This window comes from Streptomyces sp. AJS327, assembly GCF_013450295.1.
GTDB lineage: Bacteria > Actinomycetota > Actinomycetes > Streptomycetales > Streptomycetaceae > Streptomyces.
Genome location: NZ_SKBR01000002.1, coordinates 1,483,786 through 1,503,712 on the forward strand (window position 1 = coordinate 1,483,786; position 19,927 = coordinate 1,503,712).

Sequence of the window (19,927 nt, forward strand, 5' to 3'; positions counted from 1 at the left end):
ACATTCGGTCAACCGGCGGAGCCGGGCCCCGGCATCCGGCCCGGGGTCAGCCGGCCGGCTCGGTGGCCGGGCCCTCCAGCCGGGCGCGCAGCGCCTCCCGGCGTTTCGTGGCACAGTCGTCGATCGCCTCGACGATCGTCTGGTAGCCCGTGCAGCGGCACATGTTGGACGCCACGACCTCCCGGATCTCCTCCTTCTCCGCCTCCGGGCGCTCCGCCAGGAACCCCTCGGCGAGCATCAGGAACCCCGGGGTGCAGAAACCGCACTGGAGGCCGTGGTGGTCGAGGAACGCCTGCTGGAGATCGCTGAGTTCACGGCCGTCGTCGCCGCCCGCCAGCGACTCGACGGTGCGGATCTCCGCGCCCTCGGCCTGCGCCGCGAACATCAGGCAGGACCGCACCGGGGCGCCGTCCACGAGCACCGTGCAGGCGCCGCAGATGCCGTGCTCGCAGCCGACGTGGGTGCCGGTCAGCTGGAGCCCGTGCCGCAGCGCGTCGGCGAGGGTCTGCCGGGACTCGGCGAGCAGTTCCCGCTGCTCGCCGTTGACGTTCAGGCTGATCAGCTGCTGCCCGGGGGACTGGTGCGTGGTCTCGGTCATGGCGTGTGCTCCAGTGCGCTGACCACCGTTGCCGGTGTGATCGGGGTGTTGTCCAGTTCGACGCCCGTGCCGCGCAGCGCGTCGTTGACCGAGTTGAGCACGGCCGCCGGGGCGCCGATGGTGCCGCCCTCGCCCGCCCCCTTGGCCCCGGTCTCGGTGAACGCGCAGGGCGTCTCCAGGTGGTGGATGCCCACGTCCGGGATCTCCTGCGCGGTGGGCACCTTGTAGTCCATGAAGCTGGTCGCCGAGGGCTCACCCTGCTCGTCGTAGGTGATCTCCTCGAACAGGGCACCGGCGATGCCCTGCGCGATGCCTCCCCGGCACTGGCCCTCCACCACCTTGGGGTTGATCGCCACCCCGCAGTCCTCCACACAGAGGTAGCGCAGGATCTCCACCTGCCCGGTCCCCTCGTGCAGTTCGGTGACGACCGCGTGCGTCGCGTTGGAGAAGGTGCCGTCGTTGAGGACGTCGAAGCTGGCGGTGGCCGTCAGCCCCGGGTCCACGTCCTTGGGCAGCAGGTGCGCCCTCAGGTAGGCGATGTCGGCGATCTCCCGGTACGACAGCGTCTCGCCAGTGTCCCGGCGCCGCACCGCGTCCCGCGTCAGCTCCACCTCGCCGGGGTCGAGGTCCCAGCGGCTGGCGGCGATCAGCCGCAGCTTCCCGCCCAGCTTCCCCGCCGCGATCCGCACCGCGCTGCCGCCGATCGCGATCGACCGGCTGGCGAAGGTCCCCCAGCCGTAGGTGATCCGGTCGGTGTCGCCCTGGTGCACGCGGACCCGCGCCACGTCGAGCCCCAGCTCGTCGGCGGCGATCTGCGCCATCGTCGTCTCGTGGCTCTGCCCGTGGCTCATCGTGCCGGTGGTGACCACCAGCGCGCCGCTGGTGTCCATCCGCACCTCGGCGATGTCGAAACCGGGCACGACCTCCATCTTCCGCTGCGCGAACGCGGCCGAACCGTAGCCGGTGCGCTCGCTGAAGCAGGAGTACCCGATCCCGATGTGCCGCCCCTCCGCCGCGGCCCGCTCGCGCAGCTCGTACCAGCCCTCCTCGCGGACGTGCGCCTCGCAGAGGTCCAGTGACTCCCGGTACGAGCCCGGGTCGTAGGTCACGTTGTTGACGCCGGTGTAGGGGAACTCGGTGATCACGTTGCGCCGCCGGATCTCTACCGGGTCCATGCCCAGCTCCCGCGCCGCCCGCTCGAACAGCCGCTCCACCACCATCACGAACTGCGGCCTGCTCACACCCCGGTAGGGCGCGGTGGGCGCCTTGTTCGTGGTGACGGCGCGCGCCCGCACCCGGTAGGCCGGGACCTTGTAGACGCTCGGCATCTCGGCCGAGGCCATCAGCGGCTCGATGCCCGCGCTGAACGGGTAGCAGGAGTACGCGCCCATGTCGCAGACCACGTCCGCGTCGAGCCCGAGGATCCGGCCCTCCGCGTCGAAGGCGGCCCGCACGTCGTAGCGCTGCTCCCGGGCGAGGAAGGAGGCGGTCAGCGCGTCCTTGCGGTCCTCGCTCCACTTCACCGGGCGGCCCAGCCGCAGCGCCGCCGCGGCCACCGCGATCTCCTCCCGGCCCACCACGCACTTCTGGCCGAAGCCGCCGCCCATGTCCGGTACGAGCACCCGCACAGCGCGCTCGTCCAGGCCCAGGCAGCGGGCCGCGACGGTGCGCACCTGGTGCGGCACCTGGCTGGAGGTGTGCAGCGCCAGCTGCTCCTCCCGGTCGTCCCAGGCGGCGAGCGCGCCGCGGGTCTCCAGCGGCAGCGCGTTCTGCCGGCCGGTCTTGGTGCGCACCCGGACGACCCGGTGCGCCGAGGCGAAGACCTCGTCGATGCCCTCCGTCGCGAACATCGAGACGTCCACGAGGGTGTTGGCCGTGGCCTCGTCGTGCACCAGCGGGGCGCCCTCGGCCAGGGCCTGCTCGTCCGAGACCACCGCGGTGCGGGTCTCGTAGCTCACCCTGGCGGCCTCCAGACCGTCCTCGGCGGCGTACGGGTCGGTCGCCACCACCACGGCCAGCGGCTCCCCCGCGTACCGGACCCGGTCCCGGGCCAGCACCGGCATCGCGGTGGGGACGAACTCCGCTACGGGCCGGTCCAGACGGGCGGTGATGTCGGCCAGCCCGAGGTCGGCCGCGTCGAAGGCGGCGACCACGCCCGGCACCCGCCGCACCTCGGACAGGTCGACCGAGGTGACGGTCGCCGAGGCCACCGTCGCCCGGACGAACTGGGCGTGCAGCATCCCGGGCAGGTGGATGTCGTCGGTGAACCGGCCGCGCCCGGTCAGCAGCCGCGGGTCCTCCCGGCGGCCGATCGAGGAGCCGATCCAGGCGTCCTCGTCCTTCCGGTGGCCGTGTGCCGCCGTCTCGCTGGCTCCACTGGTCATCGGGACATCGCCTCCTCGCAGGCACGAGCCACCAGGGTCCGGGTCAGGGTGCGCCGGTAGCGGGCTTCCGGGTCGTCGCCCGAACCGGCGTCCAGCGCGCCGACGGCGCGCTCCGCCGCCGCGGCGCACGCCGCGTACAGCTCGGGCCCGGCGGTTCCGCCGCCGGCGAGCACCTCCTCCGCCTCCGGGACCCGGACGGGCAGGGCGTCGACACCGCCCAGCGCCACCCGGCCGGAGCGGACGGCCGGGGCGCCGTCCGGGCCCGGCTCGGTCTCCAGCCACACGGCGGCGGCGACCGTGGCGAAGTCGCCGCGCCGCTCGGCGAACTCGGTGAGGGCGGCCCGGGGCGCCGGATGCGGGAAGACCACCTCGGTGATCACCTCGTCCGGCTCCAGGGCCGTGGTGTAGTAGCCGTGGAAGAACTCACCGGCGGGGACGCGGCGTTCACCGTCCGGCCCGTGCGCCACGATCACCGCGTCCAGCAGCAGCGCCAGCAGGCACCACTCCGCCGTCGCGTCCGCGTGGGCCATGCTGCCGCCGACGGTGCCGCGGGTACGGATCGGCAGGTGCCCGACCCAGCGCATCGCCTCACCCAGCACCGCGAAGTCGGACCCGAGTTCCGCGCCCGCGCGCTCCACGGCGTGGTGGGTGGTGAGCGCCCCGATCCGCAGCGCGCCGTCCGGGTCCCGGCGCACGCCGCTCAGCTCGCGGAGCCCGCCGATGTCGACGAGGTGGCGCGGACGCGCCAGCCGGAAGTTCATCATCGCGACCAGGCTCTGGCCCCCGGCGATGAGCTTCGCGTCGTCCCCCAGCTCGGCGAGCAGCCGGGTGGCCCCCGCCACGTCCCGCGCGCGGTGGTAGGTGAATGCGGCCGGTTTCATGCTCCTCCTTCCCTTCTTTCGGTCCCGTCGTGTTCCGCCGGTGTTCCGGTTCCCGACGGCCGGACGGGGCCGTCGGGGTGTCCCGTGGCCCGCCCGGGCCCGCCGTCTCGCCGGGTGCCCGGCGCGGGTGTTCCGCGCCGGGCACCGGGAGGTCACTGGGGGACCGGCTCCCCTTCGGCGGCGCCGGTCGCCGTCCTGGCGGCGGTCGCCTCGTCGAGCGCGTCCTCGTCCTCGTCGAGTTCGCGGCCCTTGGTCTCCGGCGCCGCGATGGCCATCCAGATGACCGCGCCCAGGGCGAGGACGCCCAGCACCGCGAAGGTGGCCGTCAGCCCGAGGACGGGCCACATCACCGAACCGAACAGCAGCGGCGCGAAGCCCGTCGCGACCCGGCTGAGCGAGGAGGCCCAGCCGAACCCGCTGGCGCGCAGCATCGTCGGGTACAGCTCCGAGACGTAGGCGTACATCGCGGGGATGGTCAGCTGGATCAGGAAGCCGAAGACCGCGATCCAGATCATCGCCGCCGTCTGCATCTCCAGCATCGCGGCGAAGGCCACCAGCGCCGCCGTCGCGACCGGCGCCGACACCCCGATCAGCCACTTCCGGCCGACCACGTCGACCAGCCAGGTCGACGCCACCACACCGGTGATGCCGACGGCGCTCATCAGCGTGGTGCCGGTGAACGAGGCGGTGTCGCCGTAGCCCTCCTCCTTGAGGATCGAGGGCATCCAGGTCAGGGCCGCGTAGTAGACCAGCATGACGGTCACCATCAGCACCCACGCCACCGAGGTGATGCGGGCGTTGAACGCCCAGAGCCTGCGCAGCTGCTCGACGCCCGCGGCCAGACCACGGGTCTCGTCGCCCTTGCGCCTGGGTGGTTCGGGTATGACGTAGGGCTCCGGTGTGGCACCGGTCTTCCGCACCAGCTCGTCGATGACCTCGCGGGCCTCGGCCTCGCGGCCCTTCTTCGCGAGGAAGACCGGCGACTCCGGGATGCCGCGCCGCACCCAGAACAGCAGCAGCGCGGGGAGCACCATCATGCCGAGCATCCAGCGCCAGTTGCCGTCCAGCGGGATCAGCAGGGTGGAGGTGAGACCGCAGATGGTGACGCCGATCGGCCACCACAGGTCGAGTCCGGTGAGGATCCTCCCTCGGTACTTCCGCGGCGAGAACTCGCTCACCAGCGCGTAGTCCACCGGGATACAGCCACCGAGACCGATGCCCGCGAGGAACCGGAACAGCAGGAAGACCGAGTAGCTGGGCGAGAACATGCCCAGTACGGAGAAGAGCGCGAACACCAGGAGCGTGACGCTGAAGGTCTTCTTCCGGCCGATGCGGTCCGCGATGGAGCCGCAGAGGACTCCACCCACCGCCATGCCGATCAGGTTGGCCGTTGCCACCAGACCGCGTTCACCAGTGCTGAGGTCGAACTCGTCGCCCACCAGCGGCATCAGGAAGCCGTTCAGCGCGATGTCCCACGCGTCGAACAGATAGCCGAGGCCACCGATGATGAAGATCTTGCCCTGGACTCCCCATTTCCAGGGGAGTTCCTGGACTATCTGGTCACCTGTCTTCACCGTTGCTCCAGGGGTTCGGATGGGCGTCCGCGGTGGACGCCGTTGCGCAGTTGGGCCGGGGGTGCGCCACAGGGGGCGGCGCACCCCGCCGGCTCACCGGGAGAACTGGTAGGAGAACGCCCCGAGGTCGGGGTCGTTGAGGGGGGTTCCGCTCCACAGCCAGTCGTAGGAGACGTCCGACTCCCCGTCGAAGCGCCGCAGTTTGGCGTCTCGTTCCTGCTGGAGGGGTCCGTCCGGGTAGTGGTAGAAGGTCTTGTTGCGCAGGGACGCCTCCTGCACCATGCCGGCGTGCTTGGCCCGCCGGTCGACGTAGCGGCGCAGCGCGCCGCCCACTCCGTCCACCGTCACCGCGCCGAGTTCCTCGGCGAGGACGGCGGCGTCCTCCATGGCCTGGGACGCGCCCTGCGCCTGGTAGGGGAGCATCGCGTGGCAGGCGTCGCCCAGCAGGGCCACGCTGCCGTCCACCCACACCGGGTCGCGCCTGCGGTGGTACAGCGCGAAGCAGGTGACGTCGCCCTTCGCCTTGGAGAGCATGGCGGGCACCCGGTCGTCCCAGCCGGGGTAGGCCGCGGCCAGATCCTCCGGCGTCGAGGCGGCCGTCCACTTCTCGGCGACCTCGTCGGTGCACGGCACGCAGGCCACGATGTTGAGCCACTCACCGCCTCGGATCATGTAGTGCACCAGGTGCCGGTCCGGGCCGTACCAGATGGTGCTCTGGAACCGGTCGACCAGCCAGCGGGTGGCCGGGTCGGCGGCGATCAGGTCGCCCGGGATCAGCGCACGGTAGGCCATCTCGCCGGAGAACTCCAGGGTGTCCTCCAGCCCCATCAGCTCGCGGACCCGTGAGCGGATGCCGTCCGCGCCGACCAGCACGTCGGAGGCGTACCGCTGGCCATCAGCGGTGATCGCCACCGGCCGCGCCGGGTCGGACTGGTCCAGCTCGGCCACCCGGCTGCTGGTCCGCAGTCGCACGACCGGGCCCGCACCGGCCGGGTCGACGCACGCGTCCATCAGCACGCGGTGCAGGTCGGCCCGGTGGTAGTGCCAGTACGGGGCGTTGTACCGGTCCTTGCAGAACTGCCCGAGCGGGGTCAGCCCCACCACGCTGCCGTCCTCCCACCGCCGTCGGACCTGGTCCAGCGGCTCGGTGTGGATGGCCTCCAGCTGGTCGCGCAGTCCCAGCCCGAGCAGGATGCGGCTGGCGTTCGGCGCGGTCTGGATGCCCGCGCCGACCTCACCCAGCTGGTCCGCCTGTTCGAGCACCGTGACCCGCAGGCCACGCTGGCGCAGCGCGAGCGCCGCGGTGAGACCACCGAGACCACCGCCGACGATGGTGACCTCGTAAGACTGACTGGAAGCCATTGCTCAGCTCCTCCGGAAGCGTGCAGAGAGGGGAACGGGGGGCCGCTGGGGGCCGATCAGCGGTCGGTGAGAGCCCCGTCGACCACCACGTCGGTGCCGTCGACGGAGATGGAGCAGCCGCGCATCGCGATGTCCAGGTGGGCGTACGACTCGCGGGCGAGGATCGGGTGCGGGCCGGTGGACCACAGGAAGTTCCCGGCGAAGGCGCGGGCGTCCATGCCCATCAGGTCGCCCTTGCCGTAGAGGGCGGTGGCGAACCAGTCGGCGCTCTTCATCAGGCCCCAGCCCATGTGGGAGAGGCTGCGCGCCCACTGGTCGTTCGAGTCCTCGAAGAAGGTCTCCAGCAGCTTCGCCTCGGAGCCGCCGCTGACCTTCTCGATCCGCCCGCCCGCGATCTCCAGGGTGACCGGCTCGCGCACGTACTCCTTGAAGGGCAGCAGGATGTCACCCTCGGCGAGCACCAGCTGACCGTCGGAGATCTCCGGCCAGCAGAGCACCATGGTGCTCGGCCAGTGGTCCCAGCGGCCCGGGTCGTCCGCGAAACCGACCTGGAACTCCGGCTTGGAGCCGGTGAGCTGCACCGTCAGGTCGGTGCCCGCGCTGGAGACGACCCGCATGACGGACGACTTCTTCAGTAGCTCCGAGTCGCGCAGGACCAGCTGCTTGTCCTCCGGCTTCGGCAGGTTGCGGATCAGCACGTCGGGGGCGTCGCAGACGAAGATGATGCGGGTGCCGGTCTTGAGGATCTCCTGCTGTACGGGGGCGTGGATGAAGCCCTCCTGGGTGAGGTCCACGACCAGGTCGGCGGACTTCAGCAGGGTCTGCGCGGTGCTGTCGTCCAGCACCGACTTCAGGCCGGGACCGGCTCCCGTGTGGGTGCTGTCCATCGGTGCGGGGGTGCCGCCCGGGACGGTGGCCGAGATGACGTGCGCGCCGAGCGCCTTGGCGGCGCCGAACGCGGCGGCCACGTAGTCGCCCCGGCTCCCCGGCTCGGAGAGGATGACGACGTGCTCGTCCTCCCGCACCTTGCACAGCTCCAGTTCGCGCGTGAAGGCATCGAGGAGATCGACGGACGAGAGGTCAAACATGGAGTCCCTCCGGATACTTCTCTTGGTTCGGGCACGGTCGACCACGCGCTCCGAAGGCGGCGGTGCGCCCTGGGTGGCGTGAAAGTGTGGTCGGGTGGACCGCCTGGCGGGGTCGCCAGAGTGCGCGGGCATGCCGAGATCGGTCCGCACGCGGTCTCTGATCAGCGGAAATCGTTCGGCGGTGTGCTGCCGAACGGAGATAATCCGAACACGCATTAATTGGGCTTGGCAAGAGTGTGGCGTGAAGTTAACGAAGATCTTTCACGCAGCGGGCCGTGCGGTGACCGTGGGTTCCGCTTCCGTCGCCGAAGGGCGTCGCGCCCGCCTCCCCGGCCGCCCCGGCCGCCCAGGCGGGCCCGCCGCCGAGGCGGGCCCCTGACCCCGTCCCGCCCGGGCGGGACGGTCGAACGTGCCGATTCGCGGGAGGGCGCCCACCATGGAGGCCAGGCGCGGCGCGCCCCGCTCCGGCGCCGTATCCGGCGACCCTCCGAGGGGGCCGGTGCGCGCCGCCGCGGGTGTTACCGGGCGCCCGTCGTGGGCACCCGGCACCCGCCGCCGGGCGAGCCGGTGGTGTGCCGGACGGGTCGTCCGGCACGACCCCACGTGAAGGAGCTGCCATGACTGCCGTCCGTTCGATCATGACCGGAGGAGCGGAGTGCGTCGGGGTGGACGAGTCCGTGCTCGACGCCTCGGAGAAGATGACCAGGCTCTCGGTGGGTGCCCTGCCGATATGCGGCAACGACAACCGGCTCAAGGGCATGATCACCGACCGGGACGTCGTCGTGAAGGTGCTCGCCCAGGGCCGGGACCCGGCCAGTACCCGGGCCAGCGAGATCCAGCAGGGCCACGCGCTGACCGTCCAGGCGGACGACGACCCGCACGAGGCGATGCGCACCATGACCCAGCACAAGGTGCGGCGGCTGCCGGTCATCGACGGCCACACCCTGGTGGGCATGGTGGCGCAGGCCGACGTGGCCAGGGCGATGCCGCACCCCGAGGTCGGGGACCTCGTCGCGGCGCTGTCCACCGACTGAGCCGCCAGCGGGCCACCACCGCGCGGCGGTGGCCCGCACACCCCCGTCGGCGGACCCGCGACGGCCATCGCGCGATGGCGGCGGGTCCGCGGGACGGCCCGTCCGCGGAGGAGGCGCCGGATGACCCACGAGGAGATCGAGCCGCGACCAGCCCCGGTGCCGGCGGCCCCCGCGCGGCCCCCGCGCGTGGCCTCCGCCGTGTCCCCGGACGCCCCGTCAACTCCTCGTGGCCCCAGTGGACTTGACGCCCCCGGCGCGGCTTCCGCCCCCAGTGCGGCTCCCGCCCCCAACGCGCCTCCCGCGCCGCACGGCGGCCCCGCGTGGGACGCCGCCCGCCCCCGCCCGGCGGGGGCCGCCCGGAGTGACGCGGCCGGGCGCGGGGGAACCCTGGGGGTCGAGGAGGAGTTCCTGCTCGTCGACGCCGACAGTGGGGAACCGGTCCCGCGCGCGGAGGACGTCCTCGCCGGAGTGAAACGGGACGGGATACCGGCCGCGGCCGCGGTGCCCGGCGCCGAGGACGGCCAGAACCCGCGCCTCAAACGGGAGTTCCTGGCCTGCCAGGTCGAGTCGGTCAGCGAGGTCTGCTCCGGCCTGGACGAACTGGCCTCCCAACTACTCGCGTCCCGGCGGCAGTTGTCGATGGCGGCGGAGGCGGCCGGACTGCGGCTGCTCTCGACGGGGCTGCCCGTGGGCGGCGACTCGCCGTGGCGGATCTCGCGGGGCGGCAAGTACGAGCGGTTCGCCGCCGAGTACCAGGCGGTGGCCTGGGACTTCGCGGCCTCCGGCTGCCACGTCCACGTGTCGGTGCCCGACCGGGACACCGCCGTCGCGGTCGTCAACCACCTGCGGCCGTGGCTGCCCACGCTGCTCGCCCTCTCCGTCAACTCGCCCTTCGACCGGGGCGCCGACACCGGGTACGGGAGCTGGCGGCTGGTGGAGCACTCCCGGCTGCCCAGTTCCGGACTGCCCCCGCACTTCGCCTCCGCCGCCGACCACGACGCCGCCGTGGACCGCCTCGTGGAGTGCGGCGCCGTGGTCGACCCCACCATGTGCTTCTGGATGGCCCGCCCCTCACCCCGCTTCCCGACCGTGGAGCTGCGGGTGGCCGACGCCGCGGCGACCGTGGAGGACGCGCTGCTCCAGGCGGGGCTGGCGCGCGGACTGGTCCGCACGGCGCTCGCCGACCTCGCGGCGGGCCGGGAGGCCGCTCCCACCGAGTACGAGATCGGGGCCTGCGCGGTGTGGAACGCCGCCCGCTACGGGCTGCGCGGCCCCGGCGTCCGGCTGGCGGACGCCCGCCGGGTCCCCGCCGTGACGCTCGTCGGAGAGCTGCTGGAGCACACCGTCGAGGCGCTGGAGGAGACGGGCGACCTGACCCGGGTCCGGCGGCTGCTCGACGGCGTCCGCGCCCACGGCACCGGCGCCGACCGGCAGCGCGCGGCGGCACGCTGGCGGCCGGACGGCACCGCCGACCTGAGCCCGCTGCCCGCCTTCCTGGCGCGGCAGACCCTCCAGGCCCCCGGCGCCGGTCCCCGCGCCACCGGCCCCTCCGGGGCCGCGCCCGGAGCGGAGCCGTCATGACGCGGGCCACCGCCTCCCCGGACGGGCACCCCGAGGCGCCGCCGCCGCTGCCCGGCGCGCGCGGGCCGCTCTCCCGGGCGGTCGTCGACGTCCTCGGGGGCCGGGCGCCCGAGGTGACCCTGGCGGAGGCCCGGCACCGCGCCGACCTCGCGGAGCCCCTCGGGGAGGACCTCCAACTGGCCCTGTACCTCTGCTACGAGCTGCACTACCGGGGCTTCGCCGGGGTGGACGACGACTGGGAGTGGAACGCGGAACTGCTGCGGCTGCGCGGGGACGCCGAACGCGCCTTCCTGCGCGCGCTGCGCGCCGGGACCCGCGAGGACGACGACGTTCAGGCCGAGTTCACCGCCCTGCTCACCGAAGAGCCGGGCGGCGGCGGGCTCTCGCGCTGGCTGCGCGAGCGGGGGGAGTGGTGGCACATGCGGGAGTACCTGGCGCACCGCTCGCTCTACCACCTGAAGGAGGCCGACCCGCACGCCTGGGCCATCCCCCGCCTCGCGGGCCGCCCCAAGGCGGGCTTCGTGGCCGTCGAGTACGACGAGTTCGGCGCCGGGCACCCCGAGCGGGTGCACGCGCGCCTCTACGCCGACCTGCTCGACGGCGCCGGGCTGGAGCGTGGCTACCTGCGTTACCTGGAACACGCTCCGTCGGCCACGCTCGCCGTCGTCAACCTGATGTCCCTGTTCGGGCTCCACCGGCGGCTGCTGGGCGCCCTCGTCGGGCAGTTCGCCGCCGTCGAGATCACCAGCCCGCCCGCCTCGCGCCGGATGGCGCTCGCCCTGCGGCGGCTCGGCGCCCCGGAGGCGTGCGTGCGCTTCTACACCGAGCACGTGACGGCGGACGCGGTGCACGAGCAGGTGACGCGACACGAGGTGGTCGGCGGACTGCTGGCCCAGCGACCGGAGTTGGCCCGGGACGTGGTCTTCGGGATCCGGGCGGGCGAACTGCTGGAGGGCAGGTTCGCGGCCGAGCTGCGGGACGCCTGGGAACACGGACGCTCCTCGCTCCGTCACCCGCTCCCGGGCACGCCCGCTTCCGCCACCCCCCGCCCCTGACCACAGAGGACCCGACCCACCCGGAGCCCGGAGTCCCGAGCCCCCCCGGAGTCCCGAGCCCCCCCGGAGTCCCGAGCCCCCCGGAGTCCCGAGCCCCCCGGAGTCCCGAGCCCCCCGGAGTCCCGAGCCCCCCCCGGACTCCCGAGCCCCCCGGAGTCCCGAGTCCCGGCGGCCCCCGGAGCGTCCCGGCCACCGGCCCCGGCGGAGTCCCGGCGACGGGCCGGAGCGGGCGCGTGCGGATGCACCGCGCGCCCAACCCCCCTCCGTCCCGGGGCTGTTGACCGTCCCGCCGGGCACACGCCGGTACGGTGCGTCCCGCCGTGCACACGCCGACGGAGCGCACCGTACCCGGACGGAGGGTCAGGGGATGTCCCGCTCCTCGGCGGCGGGGGCCTCGGGTGGGGGGCCGGAGCACGGGGGAGCGGAGCCGGGCCCGGGCGCGCGGTGGCCGCCTGACGGGAGGTTCCGGTGGCTCGTGTCGCACCAGGGCGGGTCGGCGCTCATCCCGCAGCGGCACACCGCCACCATGAAGCGCCCGGAGCGCCGGATGCCGCCGTCCGGCAGGGTGACCTCTACCGGACCCTCCACCAGGATCGGCCCACCCGGCTCCATCAGCACGCGCCGGACGGCCCTCGCGGGCTCCGTCGCGTCAGCGTCGTCCATCGCACGCTCCTTCCCGTGGCTCCCCGGTCGGGGGCAGCTGGGCGCGGACGACCACCAGTTCCTCCTCGCGCTGCCCACGCCTGATCAGCCCGCGCCGCTCCAGCCAGGCCGCCTGCGCGTGCAGCACCGGACCGAACCGCTGGACGCGGCGGGCCGCCACCGTGGCCCGCAGCCCTCCCGCGCGCAGCAGCCGCAGGGTGCGGCGCGAGTCGCAGATCTCCGAGTGCACCAGGAGCAGCACCCCGCCAGGGGCGAGCAGCCGTGTCGCCGTGGCGCACAGCGCGTCGAGGTGGTCCCGCCCGTCCGGGCCCGCCCGCCAGGTGTGCTCGCCGACGCGGTCACGGTGCCGGGCCGGTACCGAGGTGACCGGGAGCGTGCCCGGGGGCGGGCAGGGCACGTAGGGCGGGTTGGCCGTGACCAGGTCGAAGCGGTGGGCCGGGCGGCCCAGGAGGTTCCGTACGTCGTGCTGCCGGGCGACCACCGGCAGCCGGAGCGCCCGCGCGTTCCGGCGGGTGGTGAGCACGGCGTCGGCGGAGGAGTCCACCGCGTGGACGCGGCGGGCGCCGAGCCGCGCCGTGGCCAGCGCCACCACGCCGGTGCCGGTGAACAGGTCCAGCGCCCTCGCCCCCGGCGGAACGCCCAGCTCCCGCAGGGTGTCCAGCAGGAGCTGGGAGTCGCCCTGCGGCGCGTAGACCCCGGGGAGCCTCAGCAGTCGCACCGTCCCCGGGTAGCCCCCGGGCCCCGGGCGAAACCCGCCCCGCCCGTCCGGACCCCGGCCGCCCCCGGGGGTCGGCCCGGTACCGCAGGGTCAGCGGAGGGGGTTGCCGCCGGTGGCGTTCAGCACGCAGCCGGTGACGTAACCGGCCTCGTCGGAGGCGAGGAAGACGTAGGCGGGGGCGAGTTCCGCGGGCTGGGCGGGGCGGCCGAGCGGGCTGCCGGAGCCGAAGCCGGTGACGTCGGGCAGGGTGGAGGGGATCAGCGGGGTCCACACCGGCCCCGGCGCCACCGCGTTGACGCGCACGCCCCGGTTCGCCAGCTCGGCGGCGAGGCCCTGTGTGAAGGTGACGATGGCGCCCTTCGTCATCGCGTAGTCCAGCAGCTGTGGTGACGGGCTGTACGCCTGCACGGAGGTCGTGTTGATCACGCAGCCGCCCTCCGGCAGCAGTGGAAGCGCCTTCTTGCACAGCCAGAACATGGCGTACAGATTGGTCCGCACCACCCGGTCGAACTGCTCGGTGGTGATGGCCCGGATACCGTCCGGCTGGGCCATCTGGAAGGCGGCGTTGTTCACCAGCACGTCGACTCCGCCCAGCTCCTCCGCCGCGAGGTCCACCAGCCGCTGGCACTCGGTCTCCTCCCGCAGGTCACAGGGGGCGTTCACGCCGTGCCGCCCCGCCTCCCGGACCAGACGCGCGGACTCGCGGCCCTCCTCCTGCTCCTCGGGCAGGTTGGTGAGCAGCACGTCGGCGCCCTCCCGGGCGAAGGCCAGCGCCACCGCGCGGCCGATCCCGGAGTCGCCGCCGGTGATCAGGGCCCGCTTCCCGGCCAGCCGCCCGCCGCCACGGTAGGAGTCCTCACCGTGGTCCGGGCGGGGCGTCATCTCCCCGGTGCTGCCGGGCGGCCGCTGGTGCTGCGGAGGGAAGGGCGGCCTGGGGCGCCGGCCGGTGGGGTCCGGGGGCTGGTTCCGTGCGGTCATGGTGTCCTCCCATGCGAGGGGATGGTGGGGCCGGTCGGTGGTGCGGCCCCCGGGCGCCGGGCACGGGCCCGTACGGGGCCGTCGGCCGGTGGGGGCCTCACCGGACGGCGGGCCCGCCGTCCCCGGCCGGGAAGCGCTCCCACACCCGGTGGGTGCCGAGCAACTCGGCGAGGCCCCTGACCAGCGTCGCCGGATCGCTCTCCACCAGCACCCCCGGCGCGTCCACCGTGGCGCCGCCCGCCGTCACGACGGCCTCCCCGCCGCCCTCACAGCCGATCGGCTTGGCGTGCCGGAACGCCTCCGCGACGAGCCGCACCACCCGGGGGTCGGTGTGGCCGCCGCCGGATTCCAGCGGCGCGGCCCGGGCGTCCCGCGTCCCGTGGGCGTCCTCCGCGGGTTCGGGCACCCCGGCCACCACCAGCGCGTCGAACGTGACGGAGCGGGCGGTGGCGAAGGTGCGGCCGACCGGCAGATCGCCGAGGTGCCCGGCGGTCGGCCCGACGAGCGTCGCGACCATGCCGTGCCCGGCCACCGACTCCCGCAGCGCCCGCACGGTCGCCAGGTCCGTGTGGACGTCCGCGATGACGCCGACCACCCGGCCGGTCACCGGCCAGACCCGGCCCAGCTGCGAGAGGGCGGGGCTGGGCGCGACCTCCCCGGCGGGGGCGGACGGCGCGGGCGCCGGCAGGCCCAGCCCCTCCGCGACCCGCGCGCAGAGGTCCGCGTCGATGTTGGCCAGCACGCGCAGCGCCCGCTGGCGGACGGCCTCCTCACGGCAGCTGCTCAGCTCGAACGTGTAGGCGGCGATGGTGTGTTCGCGCTCCACCGGGGTCAGGCTCAGCCAGAGGCGGCGCGGCTGGCTGAAGTGGTCGGCGAAGGAGGCGGGCGCCCGGCGGACCCTCGTGGCGGCGGGCGTGGGCACCGGCACCTCGACGTACCCGCCCTCCCGGGTGCCCGCGGTGAACGGGCAGCCGCCGTCCAGGGAGTTGGGGCGGTAGGGGGCGACACCCCGGTGCACGGCGCTCTGGTGCGCGCCGTCCCGCAGGGTGTCGTTGACGTTCGCGTGCGGCCGGTTCACCGGCAGCTGCGCGAAGTTGGGCCCACCCAGCCTGCTGATCTGGGTGTCCAGATAGGAGAAGAGCCGCCCGGCGAGCAGCGGGTCGTCGGTGAGGTCGATCCCTGGAACGAGGTGCCCGGGGTGGAAGGCGACCTGCTCGGTCTCGGCGAAGTAGTTGAGCGGGTTGGCGGTGAGCGTCATCCGGCCGACCGGCTGGACCGGGGCCAGCTCCTCCGGTACGAGCTTCGTCGGGTCGAGCAGGTCGATCCCCTCGAAGGTCTGCTCGGGGGTGTCCGGGAAGGTCTGGAGGCCCAGCTCCCACTCCGGGAACGCGCCGCTCTCGATCGCGTCCGCCAGGTCCCTCCGGTGGAAGTCCGGATCCACGCCGCCGAGCAGCTGCGCCTCCTCCCACAGCAGCGAGTGCGCGCCGAGCGTCGGCTTCCAGTGGAACTTCGCCAGCGTCGTCGTCCCGTCGGCGCTGACCAGCCGGAAGGTGTGGACCCCGAACCCCTCCATCATCCGGAACGAGCGGGGGACGCCCCGGTCGGACATGGTCCACAGCGTGTGGTGGGTCGCCTCGGTGTGCAGGGTGACGAAGTCCCAGAAGGTGTCGTGCGCGCTCTGCGCCTGCGGGATCTCCCGGTCCGGGTGCGGTTTTGCCGCGTGGACGACGTCCGGGAACTTGACGGCGTCCTGTACGAAGAACACCGGGACGTTGTTGCCGACCAGGTCGAACGTGCCCTGCGCGGTGTGGAACTTCGTCGCGAAGCCGCGGGTGTCGCGCACCGTGTCCGCCGAGCCGCGCGACCCCAGCACGGTGGAGAAGCGCACGAGGACCGGGGTCTCCACGTCGGCGGCGAGGAACGCGGCCCGGGTGACCGTGGCGGCCGTGCCGTACCCGCGGAACACGCCGTGCGCCGCCGCGCCACGCGCGTGCACCACGCGCTCCGGGATCCGCTCGTGGTCGAAGTGGGTGAGCTTCTCCCGCAGGTGGTGGTCCTGGAGCAGTACCGGGCCCCGTTCCCCGGCGCGGAGCGAGTGGTCGGTGTCCGACAGCCGCAGCCCCTGCGCGGTCGTCAGATACCGGCCGCTCTGGGCGCGGGTGGCCGGATCGGCGCCGGTCGCCCGCCCGGTGGGGGAGTAGCCGCCCGGGCCCGACTGGCCGGGCTTCGGAGGCAGCGGATCGCGGGGCCGGGTGGGCTCCTCCACCGGCGGGGCCTCCGGGCCCGGGTGGCCCGGAGGCCGGGAACCCGATACTCCGCCGTGCGGCGCCTCCTGCTCGCTCGACTCCACGGCTCCTCCGTTCGCGCGCCGGTGGACTGCTCGTCCGTCCCGCCGGGGTAACCGGTACCCGGTCGTCGAAACCGCTGCCCGACCGGTCCGCCCCCGGCGGTGCCCTCCCGTCCCCGGAGTTGTTCCTGGCTGGCTGGCCGCGCGCACGGCGGCGTGCCCGGCCCACCCGCCTGCCCAGCACCCCGGCCACCGCTCGGGTGAGCCACCGGCCCCGGCCCGCCGCCGCACGCGCCCCGCCCACCCTTGAGGCCCCCGTTCCGCCGGTGGTCCGGCGCCCGCCCGTTGCGCCGGTGCCGCCGTCAGCCGCCGGGACGGTTGGCTGCCGGACGCTCACGGAACTGGTCGGCGGCGCGCTCGTTCCGCGCGCTGAGCGCCGCCAGCCAGCGGGGCCGCGGGTCGGACGCGCTCGCGGTGGCGCCGGTGATCCGGCCGCCGCCCGTGCCCCGGCCGCGCGGGAGCGCCCTGGCCAGCAGCGAGTTGGCCCGGGTCAGCAGGCCCGGCGCGAGGCCGTGGGCCGTGGCGGCCAGCCGCGCCGCCGGGGTGAGCACCAGCCGCGGGCGCCGCCTGGCCACGCCGGTGACGACGCGCTCGGCGGCGCGCTCCGCGTCCATCGACAGCAGCGGCGCGCCCGCCAGCGTGGCGAACCAGGCGTACTCCCGCTCCGCCCGCCCGCTGAACTCGGCACGCAGGTGCGAACCGGTGCGCGTCAGCCCCGGATGGACGGCGGTCACGCTGACGCCGTGCGCGGCCTGCTCGGCGCGCAGGCCCTCGGCCAGCGTCCCCACCGCCGACTTGGCGCAGGAGTACGCCAGCAGGTGCGGCACCCCGAACAGGCCGCCCACCGATCCGACCAGCGCGAGGCGCCCGCCGCTCGGACTCGTACGGAGCAGCGGAAGCGTCTCCAGCGCGGTGTGCAGGGTGCCGTGGAACATCGTGTCCATGGCGTCCCGGAAGCCCTCGGCCCCGGTCTCCTCCGCGGGCCCGACCTGGATGATCCCGGCGTTCGCCAGCACCAGGTCCAGCCCGGCCTGGTCGTCCGCGGTACGGGCGACCACCTCCCGCACCCGCTCCCGGTCGCGCACGTCGCAGACCCGGCCGGTGACGGGGCGGCCCGTCCGGGCGCGGAGCGCCGCCGCGGCCGCCTCCACCTCACCGGCGTCGCGGGCCACGAGGGTGACGGCGCAGCCGCGCAGCGCGCACTCGCGCGCCAGCAGCCAGCCCAGCCCTCGCGAGCCGCCGGTGACCAGGGCCGACAGTCCGTACAACGACTCCATGGCGGGCTCCGCTCCTCGGTGCTGCTCGGCGTCCCCCGGCGCGGCGCCCGGGCGGGCCCCGCCCCTCGCCGGTTCCCCCGGCCCCCCGTCTCACACCCGCCCCCGCCGAGCATGGCCTGACCGGCAGCGTTCGTCCCGCCCGGAGTGCGGCGGACGGCGGACACCCGGCGGCGGCGCCACCCGCTCGGCCACCTCGCTCGGCCACCCCGGCCCGGCGCCACCTCGCGCGCTACAGCACGCCCTTGCGCCACTCGCGCAGCAGGAGGTAGCCGAGGTAGGCGCCGCCCAGGGCCATGGTGTAGATGCCGACGGGCAGCTCCTCGAAGTACGGCAGCTGCTGCGCGGCGAGGTCCGCGGCGACCAGCAGCAGCGCGCCCGTCAGGGTGGCCAGCGCCAGGTGCGGGCCGGTGCCCCGGGTGAGCCGCTTGGCGATCTGCGGTGCCGTCAGCGAGATGAACGCGATGGGCCCCGCCACGCTGACCGCCCCGGCCGAGAGGACCAGGGACAGCGTGACCGCCACGCTCTTGGTGCTGTTCGGCCGGGCGCCCAGCCCGGTGGCGAGATCGTCGCCCATCTCCCCGATGTCCAGCCGCCGGGCGATGAGCACCGTCAGCGGTACGGTGACCAGCAGCACCGTCCAGATCGTCCCGGCGTGGTCCCAGGAGCGGGTGGCCAGACTGCCGTTGATGTACGAGGTCAGCGCGGTCGCCTTGTCCCGCTCCACCGCGTACACCACGTACTGGGTGACGGCCGTGGACAGCGACGCCACCCCGATACCGGCCACCACCAGCCGTCCCCGGTTCCGGAAGCCGCTGCCCGTCGACACGTACACCAGGGTCATGGCGAGCGCCGCGCCCAGCACCGCGCCGGTCGGCACCGGCACCGTGTCGGGCAGCAGCAGCGCCACGATCGCCGCGCCCGCGCCCGCCCCCGCCGCGAGCCCGATGACGTCCGGGCTGCCCAGCGGATTGCGGGTGACGGACTGGAACAGCGCCCCGGACAGCCCCAGCGCCGCCCCGGCGCCCAGCGCGACCACCAGCCGCGGGCCGCGCAGCCGCTCCAGGACGAACTCCTCCTTGCCGTCGGCGTTCCCGGCTATCGCGTCCGGCAGGGTGGCCAGCGGAATGCCCAGCCGCCCCAGCGTGAGCGTGGCGGTGGCGGCTACCGCGATCAGCACCAGCATCAGCAGCGCGATCACCACCGACCGGGGTCGGACCGGCAGCGCCACCACCCGGCCCACCGTCAGGTACCGGCGCCCCCCGGGGAGGAGGGGCGCCGCCCCGCCCTCCGGCCGCTCCCGGTCCTCCGGGGCCTTCGGCCGCGCGGTCGCTGTCCGTCCGGTCACGCGGCACCCCGCATCCTGCGCACCGCGTACAGCAGCGCCGGGGCGCCGATGAACGCGGTGACGACGCCGACCATCAACTCCTGCGGTTTGAGCAGGATCCGTCCCACCACGTCGGCCAGCAGCAGCAGCGCGGGCCCGGCGATGGCCGAGAACGCGAGCTGGAGCCGGAAGTCGATCCCGACCAGCGCCCGCACCACGTGCGGAACCGCCAGCCCGATGAAGGCGATCGGCCCGACGGCGGCGGTGGACGCGGCGCTGAGCGTGGTGGCCGCCAGCAACCCCACGGCCCGGACCAGCGCGGGCCTCGCGCCGAGCGCGGTGGCGGACTCGTTGCCCAGCGCCAGCGCGTTGAGCCCGGGCGCCAGCGGCGCCGCGAGGCAGAGCCCGACGACCGCGAACGGCAGCACCGACAGCAGCACGTCGGTGTCCCGCCCGCCCAGCGCGCCGACCACCCAGTAACGGTAGCTGTCGAACACGTCCGGCTTGCTGAGCGTCACCGCCTGCACGAAGGCGGTCAGTACGGCGGTGAGCACCGCCCCGGCGAGCACCAGCCGGACCAGGCTGGTGCTGCCCCCCGCCGAGCCGATGACGTGCACCACCAGCCCCGCGCCCAGCGCTCCCGGCAGCGCCCACCACATCGAGGCGGTGCTGCCGGTGGCGCCGAGGAAGGCGGTGGCGGCGACGACCGAGGCCGCCGCCCCGGCGTTGATACCGAGCAGCCCGGGGTCGGCCAGCGGGTTGCGGGTCACGCCCTGCATCAGGGTGCCCGCGACGGCGAGGCAGACCCCGGCGAGGACGCCGATCGCCGTCCGCGGATAGCGGCTCTCCACGATGGTGGTGGTGTCGGCGTCGGCGCTGCCGGTGAGCACGTCCACCACGTCACCGAACGAGGTGTCGCTGCTGCCGAACATGACGCTGGCGCACAGCGCGAGGCCGAGCACGACGAGTCCGCCGAGCAGGGTGAGCGCCCGCCGGGTGGCGCGTGACCCGGCGGGCGCGTCCTTCCCCTGGGTGGGTGTGGTGATGGTCATCCGGTGGATGC

At 74.5% G+C, this 19,927-nt stretch carries 16 protein-coding genes; 3 read left to right on the plus strand and 13 right to left on the minus strand.

Features of this window, described 5'->3' with window-relative positions; translation table 11 throughout:
• Positions 1–46 precede the first annotated feature (46 nt).
• From E0L36_RS16000 to E0L36_RS16025, 6 genes are all read right to left on the minus strand, one after another.
• Positions 47–598 (minus strand): (2Fe-2S)-binding protein, encoded by a 552-nt coding sequence (locus E0L36_RS16000; protein WP_180929690.1) that lies wholly within the window; start codon positions 596–598, stop codon positions 47–49.
• The gene (locus E0L36_RS16005) at positions 595–2,982 is read right to left on the minus strand and encodes a xanthine dehydrogenase family protein molybdopterin-binding subunit (protein ID WP_180929691.1); all 2,388 of its coding nucleotides are present in this window, start codon (positions 2,980–2,982) and stop codon (positions 595–597) included. Before E0L36_RS16005 ends, E0L36_RS16000 begins: the two co-directional genes overlap by 4 nt.
• Positions 2,979–3,863 carry a xanthine dehydrogenase family protein subunit M gene (locus tag E0L36_RS16010; protein ID WP_180929692.1) on the minus strand — a complete coding sequence of 295 codons (885 nt, stop codon included), beginning with the start codon at positions 3,861–3,863 and terminating at the stop codon, positions 2,979–2,981. The genes E0L36_RS16005 and E0L36_RS16010 overlap by 4 nt, the downstream gene beginning before the upstream one ends.
• A gap of 152 nt (positions 3,864–4,015) precedes the next feature.
• Positions 4,016–5,437 carry an MFS transporter gene (locus E0L36_RS16015; protein ID WP_180929693.1) on the minus strand — a complete coding sequence of 474 codons (1,422 nt, stop codon included), beginning with the start codon at positions 5,435–5,437 and terminating at the stop codon, positions 4,016–4,018.
• A gap of 93 nt (positions 5,438–5,530) precedes the next feature.
• Entirely contained in the window at positions 5,531–6,799 is a 1,269-nt protein-coding gene (locus tag E0L36_RS16020) for an FAD-dependent oxidoreductase (protein WP_180929694.1), read from the minus strand.
• Between the two features lie 56 nt (positions 6,800–6,855).
• Positions 6,856–7,887, minus strand: a complete 1,032-nt coding sequence (locus E0L36_RS16025) for a hypothetical protein (RefSeq protein WP_180929695.1) — start codon at positions 7,885–7,887, stop codon at positions 6,856–6,858.
• A 617-nt stretch (positions 7,888–8,504) separates the two neighbouring features.
• Between E0L36_RS16025 and E0L36_RS16030 the strand changes: the two genes are divergently transcribed.
• From E0L36_RS16030 to E0L36_RS16040, 3 genes are all read left to right on the plus strand, one after another.
• On the plus strand, positions 8,505–8,921 hold the full coding sequence (locus tag E0L36_RS16030) for a CBS domain-containing protein (protein WP_180929696.1): 417 nt from the start codon (positions 8,505–8,507) through the stop codon (positions 8,919–8,921).
• Positions 8,922–9,041: 120 nt separating this feature from the next.
• Positions 9,042–10,502, plus strand: a complete 1,461-nt coding sequence (locus tag E0L36_RS16035) for a glutamate--cysteine ligase (RefSeq protein WP_219636575.1) — start codon at positions 9,042–9,044, stop codon at positions 10,500–10,502.
• Entirely contained in the window at positions 10,499–11,557 is a 1,059-nt protein-coding gene (locus E0L36_RS16040) for an iron-containing redox enzyme family protein (protein WP_180929697.1), read from the plus strand. Before E0L36_RS16035 ends, E0L36_RS16040 begins: the two co-directional genes overlap by 4 nt.
• 360 nt (positions 11,558–11,917) lie before the next feature.
• On the opposite strand, the gene E0L36_RS16045 is transcribed toward E0L36_RS16040, so the two are convergent.
• The 7 genes from E0L36_RS16045 to E0L36_RS16075 form a co-directional block, all read right to left on the minus strand.
• Positions 11,918–12,220 carry a CDGSH iron-sulfur domain-containing protein gene (locus E0L36_RS16045; RefSeq protein WP_258016179.1) on the minus strand — a complete coding sequence of 101 codons (303 nt, stop codon included), beginning with the start codon at positions 12,218–12,220 and terminating at the stop codon, positions 11,918–11,920.
• The gene (locus E0L36_RS16050; RefSeq protein WP_180929698.1) at positions 12,207–12,938 is read right to left on the minus strand and encodes a methyltransferase; all 732 of its coding nucleotides are present in this window, start codon (positions 12,936–12,938) and stop codon (positions 12,207–12,209) included. Before E0L36_RS16050 ends, E0L36_RS16045 begins: the two co-directional genes overlap by 14 nt.
• A gap of 90 nt (positions 12,939–13,028) precedes the next feature.
• The gene (locus E0L36_RS16055; RefSeq protein ID WP_180929699.1) at positions 13,029–13,916 is read right to left on the minus strand and encodes an SDR family oxidoreductase; all 888 of its coding nucleotides are present in this window, start codon (positions 13,914–13,916) and stop codon (positions 13,029–13,031) included.
• Between the two features lie 97 nt (positions 13,917–14,013).
• Entirely contained in the window at positions 14,014–16,266 is a 2,253-nt protein-coding gene (locus E0L36_RS16060; protein ID WP_180929700.1) for a catalase, read from the minus strand.
• A 299-nt stretch (positions 16,267–16,565) separates the two neighbouring features.
• Positions 16,566–17,540 carry an SDR family oxidoreductase gene (locus E0L36_RS16065; RefSeq protein WP_180929701.1) on the minus strand — a complete coding sequence of 325 codons (975 nt, stop codon included), beginning with the start codon at positions 17,538–17,540 and terminating at the stop codon, positions 16,566–16,568.
• A gap of 229 nt (positions 17,541–17,769) precedes the next feature.
• A complete protein-coding gene (locus tag E0L36_RS16070) occupies positions 17,770–18,786 on the minus strand; it encodes an iron chelate uptake ABC transporter family permease subunit (RefSeq protein ID WP_258016286.1) in 1,017 nt (338 codons plus the stop codon).
• A 95-nt stretch (positions 18,787–18,881) separates the two neighbouring features.
• Entirely contained in the window at positions 18,882–19,916 is a 1,035-nt protein-coding gene (locus tag E0L36_RS16075; protein WP_180929702.1) for an iron ABC transporter permease, read from the minus strand.
• Positions 19,917–19,927: the final 11 nt, after the last annotated feature.

Bases quoted from the DNA above. Each gene is read 5' to 3' on its own strand.
- E0L36_RS16065 (WP_180929701.1), bottom strand. From the start codon at position 17,540: ATGGAGTCGTTGTACGGACTGTCGGCCCTGGTCACCGGCGGCTCGCGA.
- E0L36_RS16035 (WP_219636575.1), top strand. From the start codon at position 9,042: ATGACCCACGAGGAGATCGAGCCGCGACCAGCCCCGGTGCCGGCGGCC.
- E0L36_RS16005 (WP_180929691.1), bottom strand. From the start codon at position 2,982: ATGACCAGTGGAGCCAGCGAGACGGCGGCACACGGCCACCGGAAGGAC.
- E0L36_RS16040 (WP_180929697.1), top strand. From the start codon at position 10,499: ATGACGCGGGCCACCGCCTCCCCGGACGGGCACCCCGAGGCGCCGCCG.
- E0L36_RS16075 (WP_180929702.1), bottom strand. From the start codon at position 19,916: ATGACCATCACCACACCCACCCAGGGGAAGGACGCGCCCGCCGGGTCA.
- E0L36_RS16000 (WP_180929690.1), bottom strand. From the start codon at position 598: ATGACCGAGACCACGCACCAGTCCCCCGGGCAGCAGCTGATCAGCCTG.
- E0L36_RS16045 (WP_258016179.1), bottom strand. From the start codon at position 12,220: ATGGACGACGCTGACGCGACGGAGCCCGCGAGGGCCGTCCGGCGCGTG.
- E0L36_RS16055 (WP_180929699.1), bottom strand. From the start codon at position 13,916: ATGACCGCACGGAACCAGCCCCCGGACCCCACCGGCCGGCGCCCCAGG.
- E0L36_RS16025 (WP_180929695.1), bottom strand. From the start codon at position 7,887: ATGTTTGACCTCTCGTCCGTCGATCTCCTCGATGCCTTCACGCGCGAA.
- E0L36_RS16010 (WP_180929692.1), bottom strand. From the start codon at position 3,863: ATGAAACCGGCCGCATTCACCTACCACCGCGCGCGGGACGTGGCGGGG.
- E0L36_RS16030 (WP_180929696.1), top strand. From the start codon at position 8,505: ATGACTGCCGTCCGTTCGATCATGACCGGAGGAGCGGAGTGCGTCGGG.
- E0L36_RS16020 (WP_180929694.1), bottom strand. From the start codon at position 6,799: ATGGCTTCCAGTCAGTCTTACGAGGTCACCATCGTCGGCGGTGGTCTC.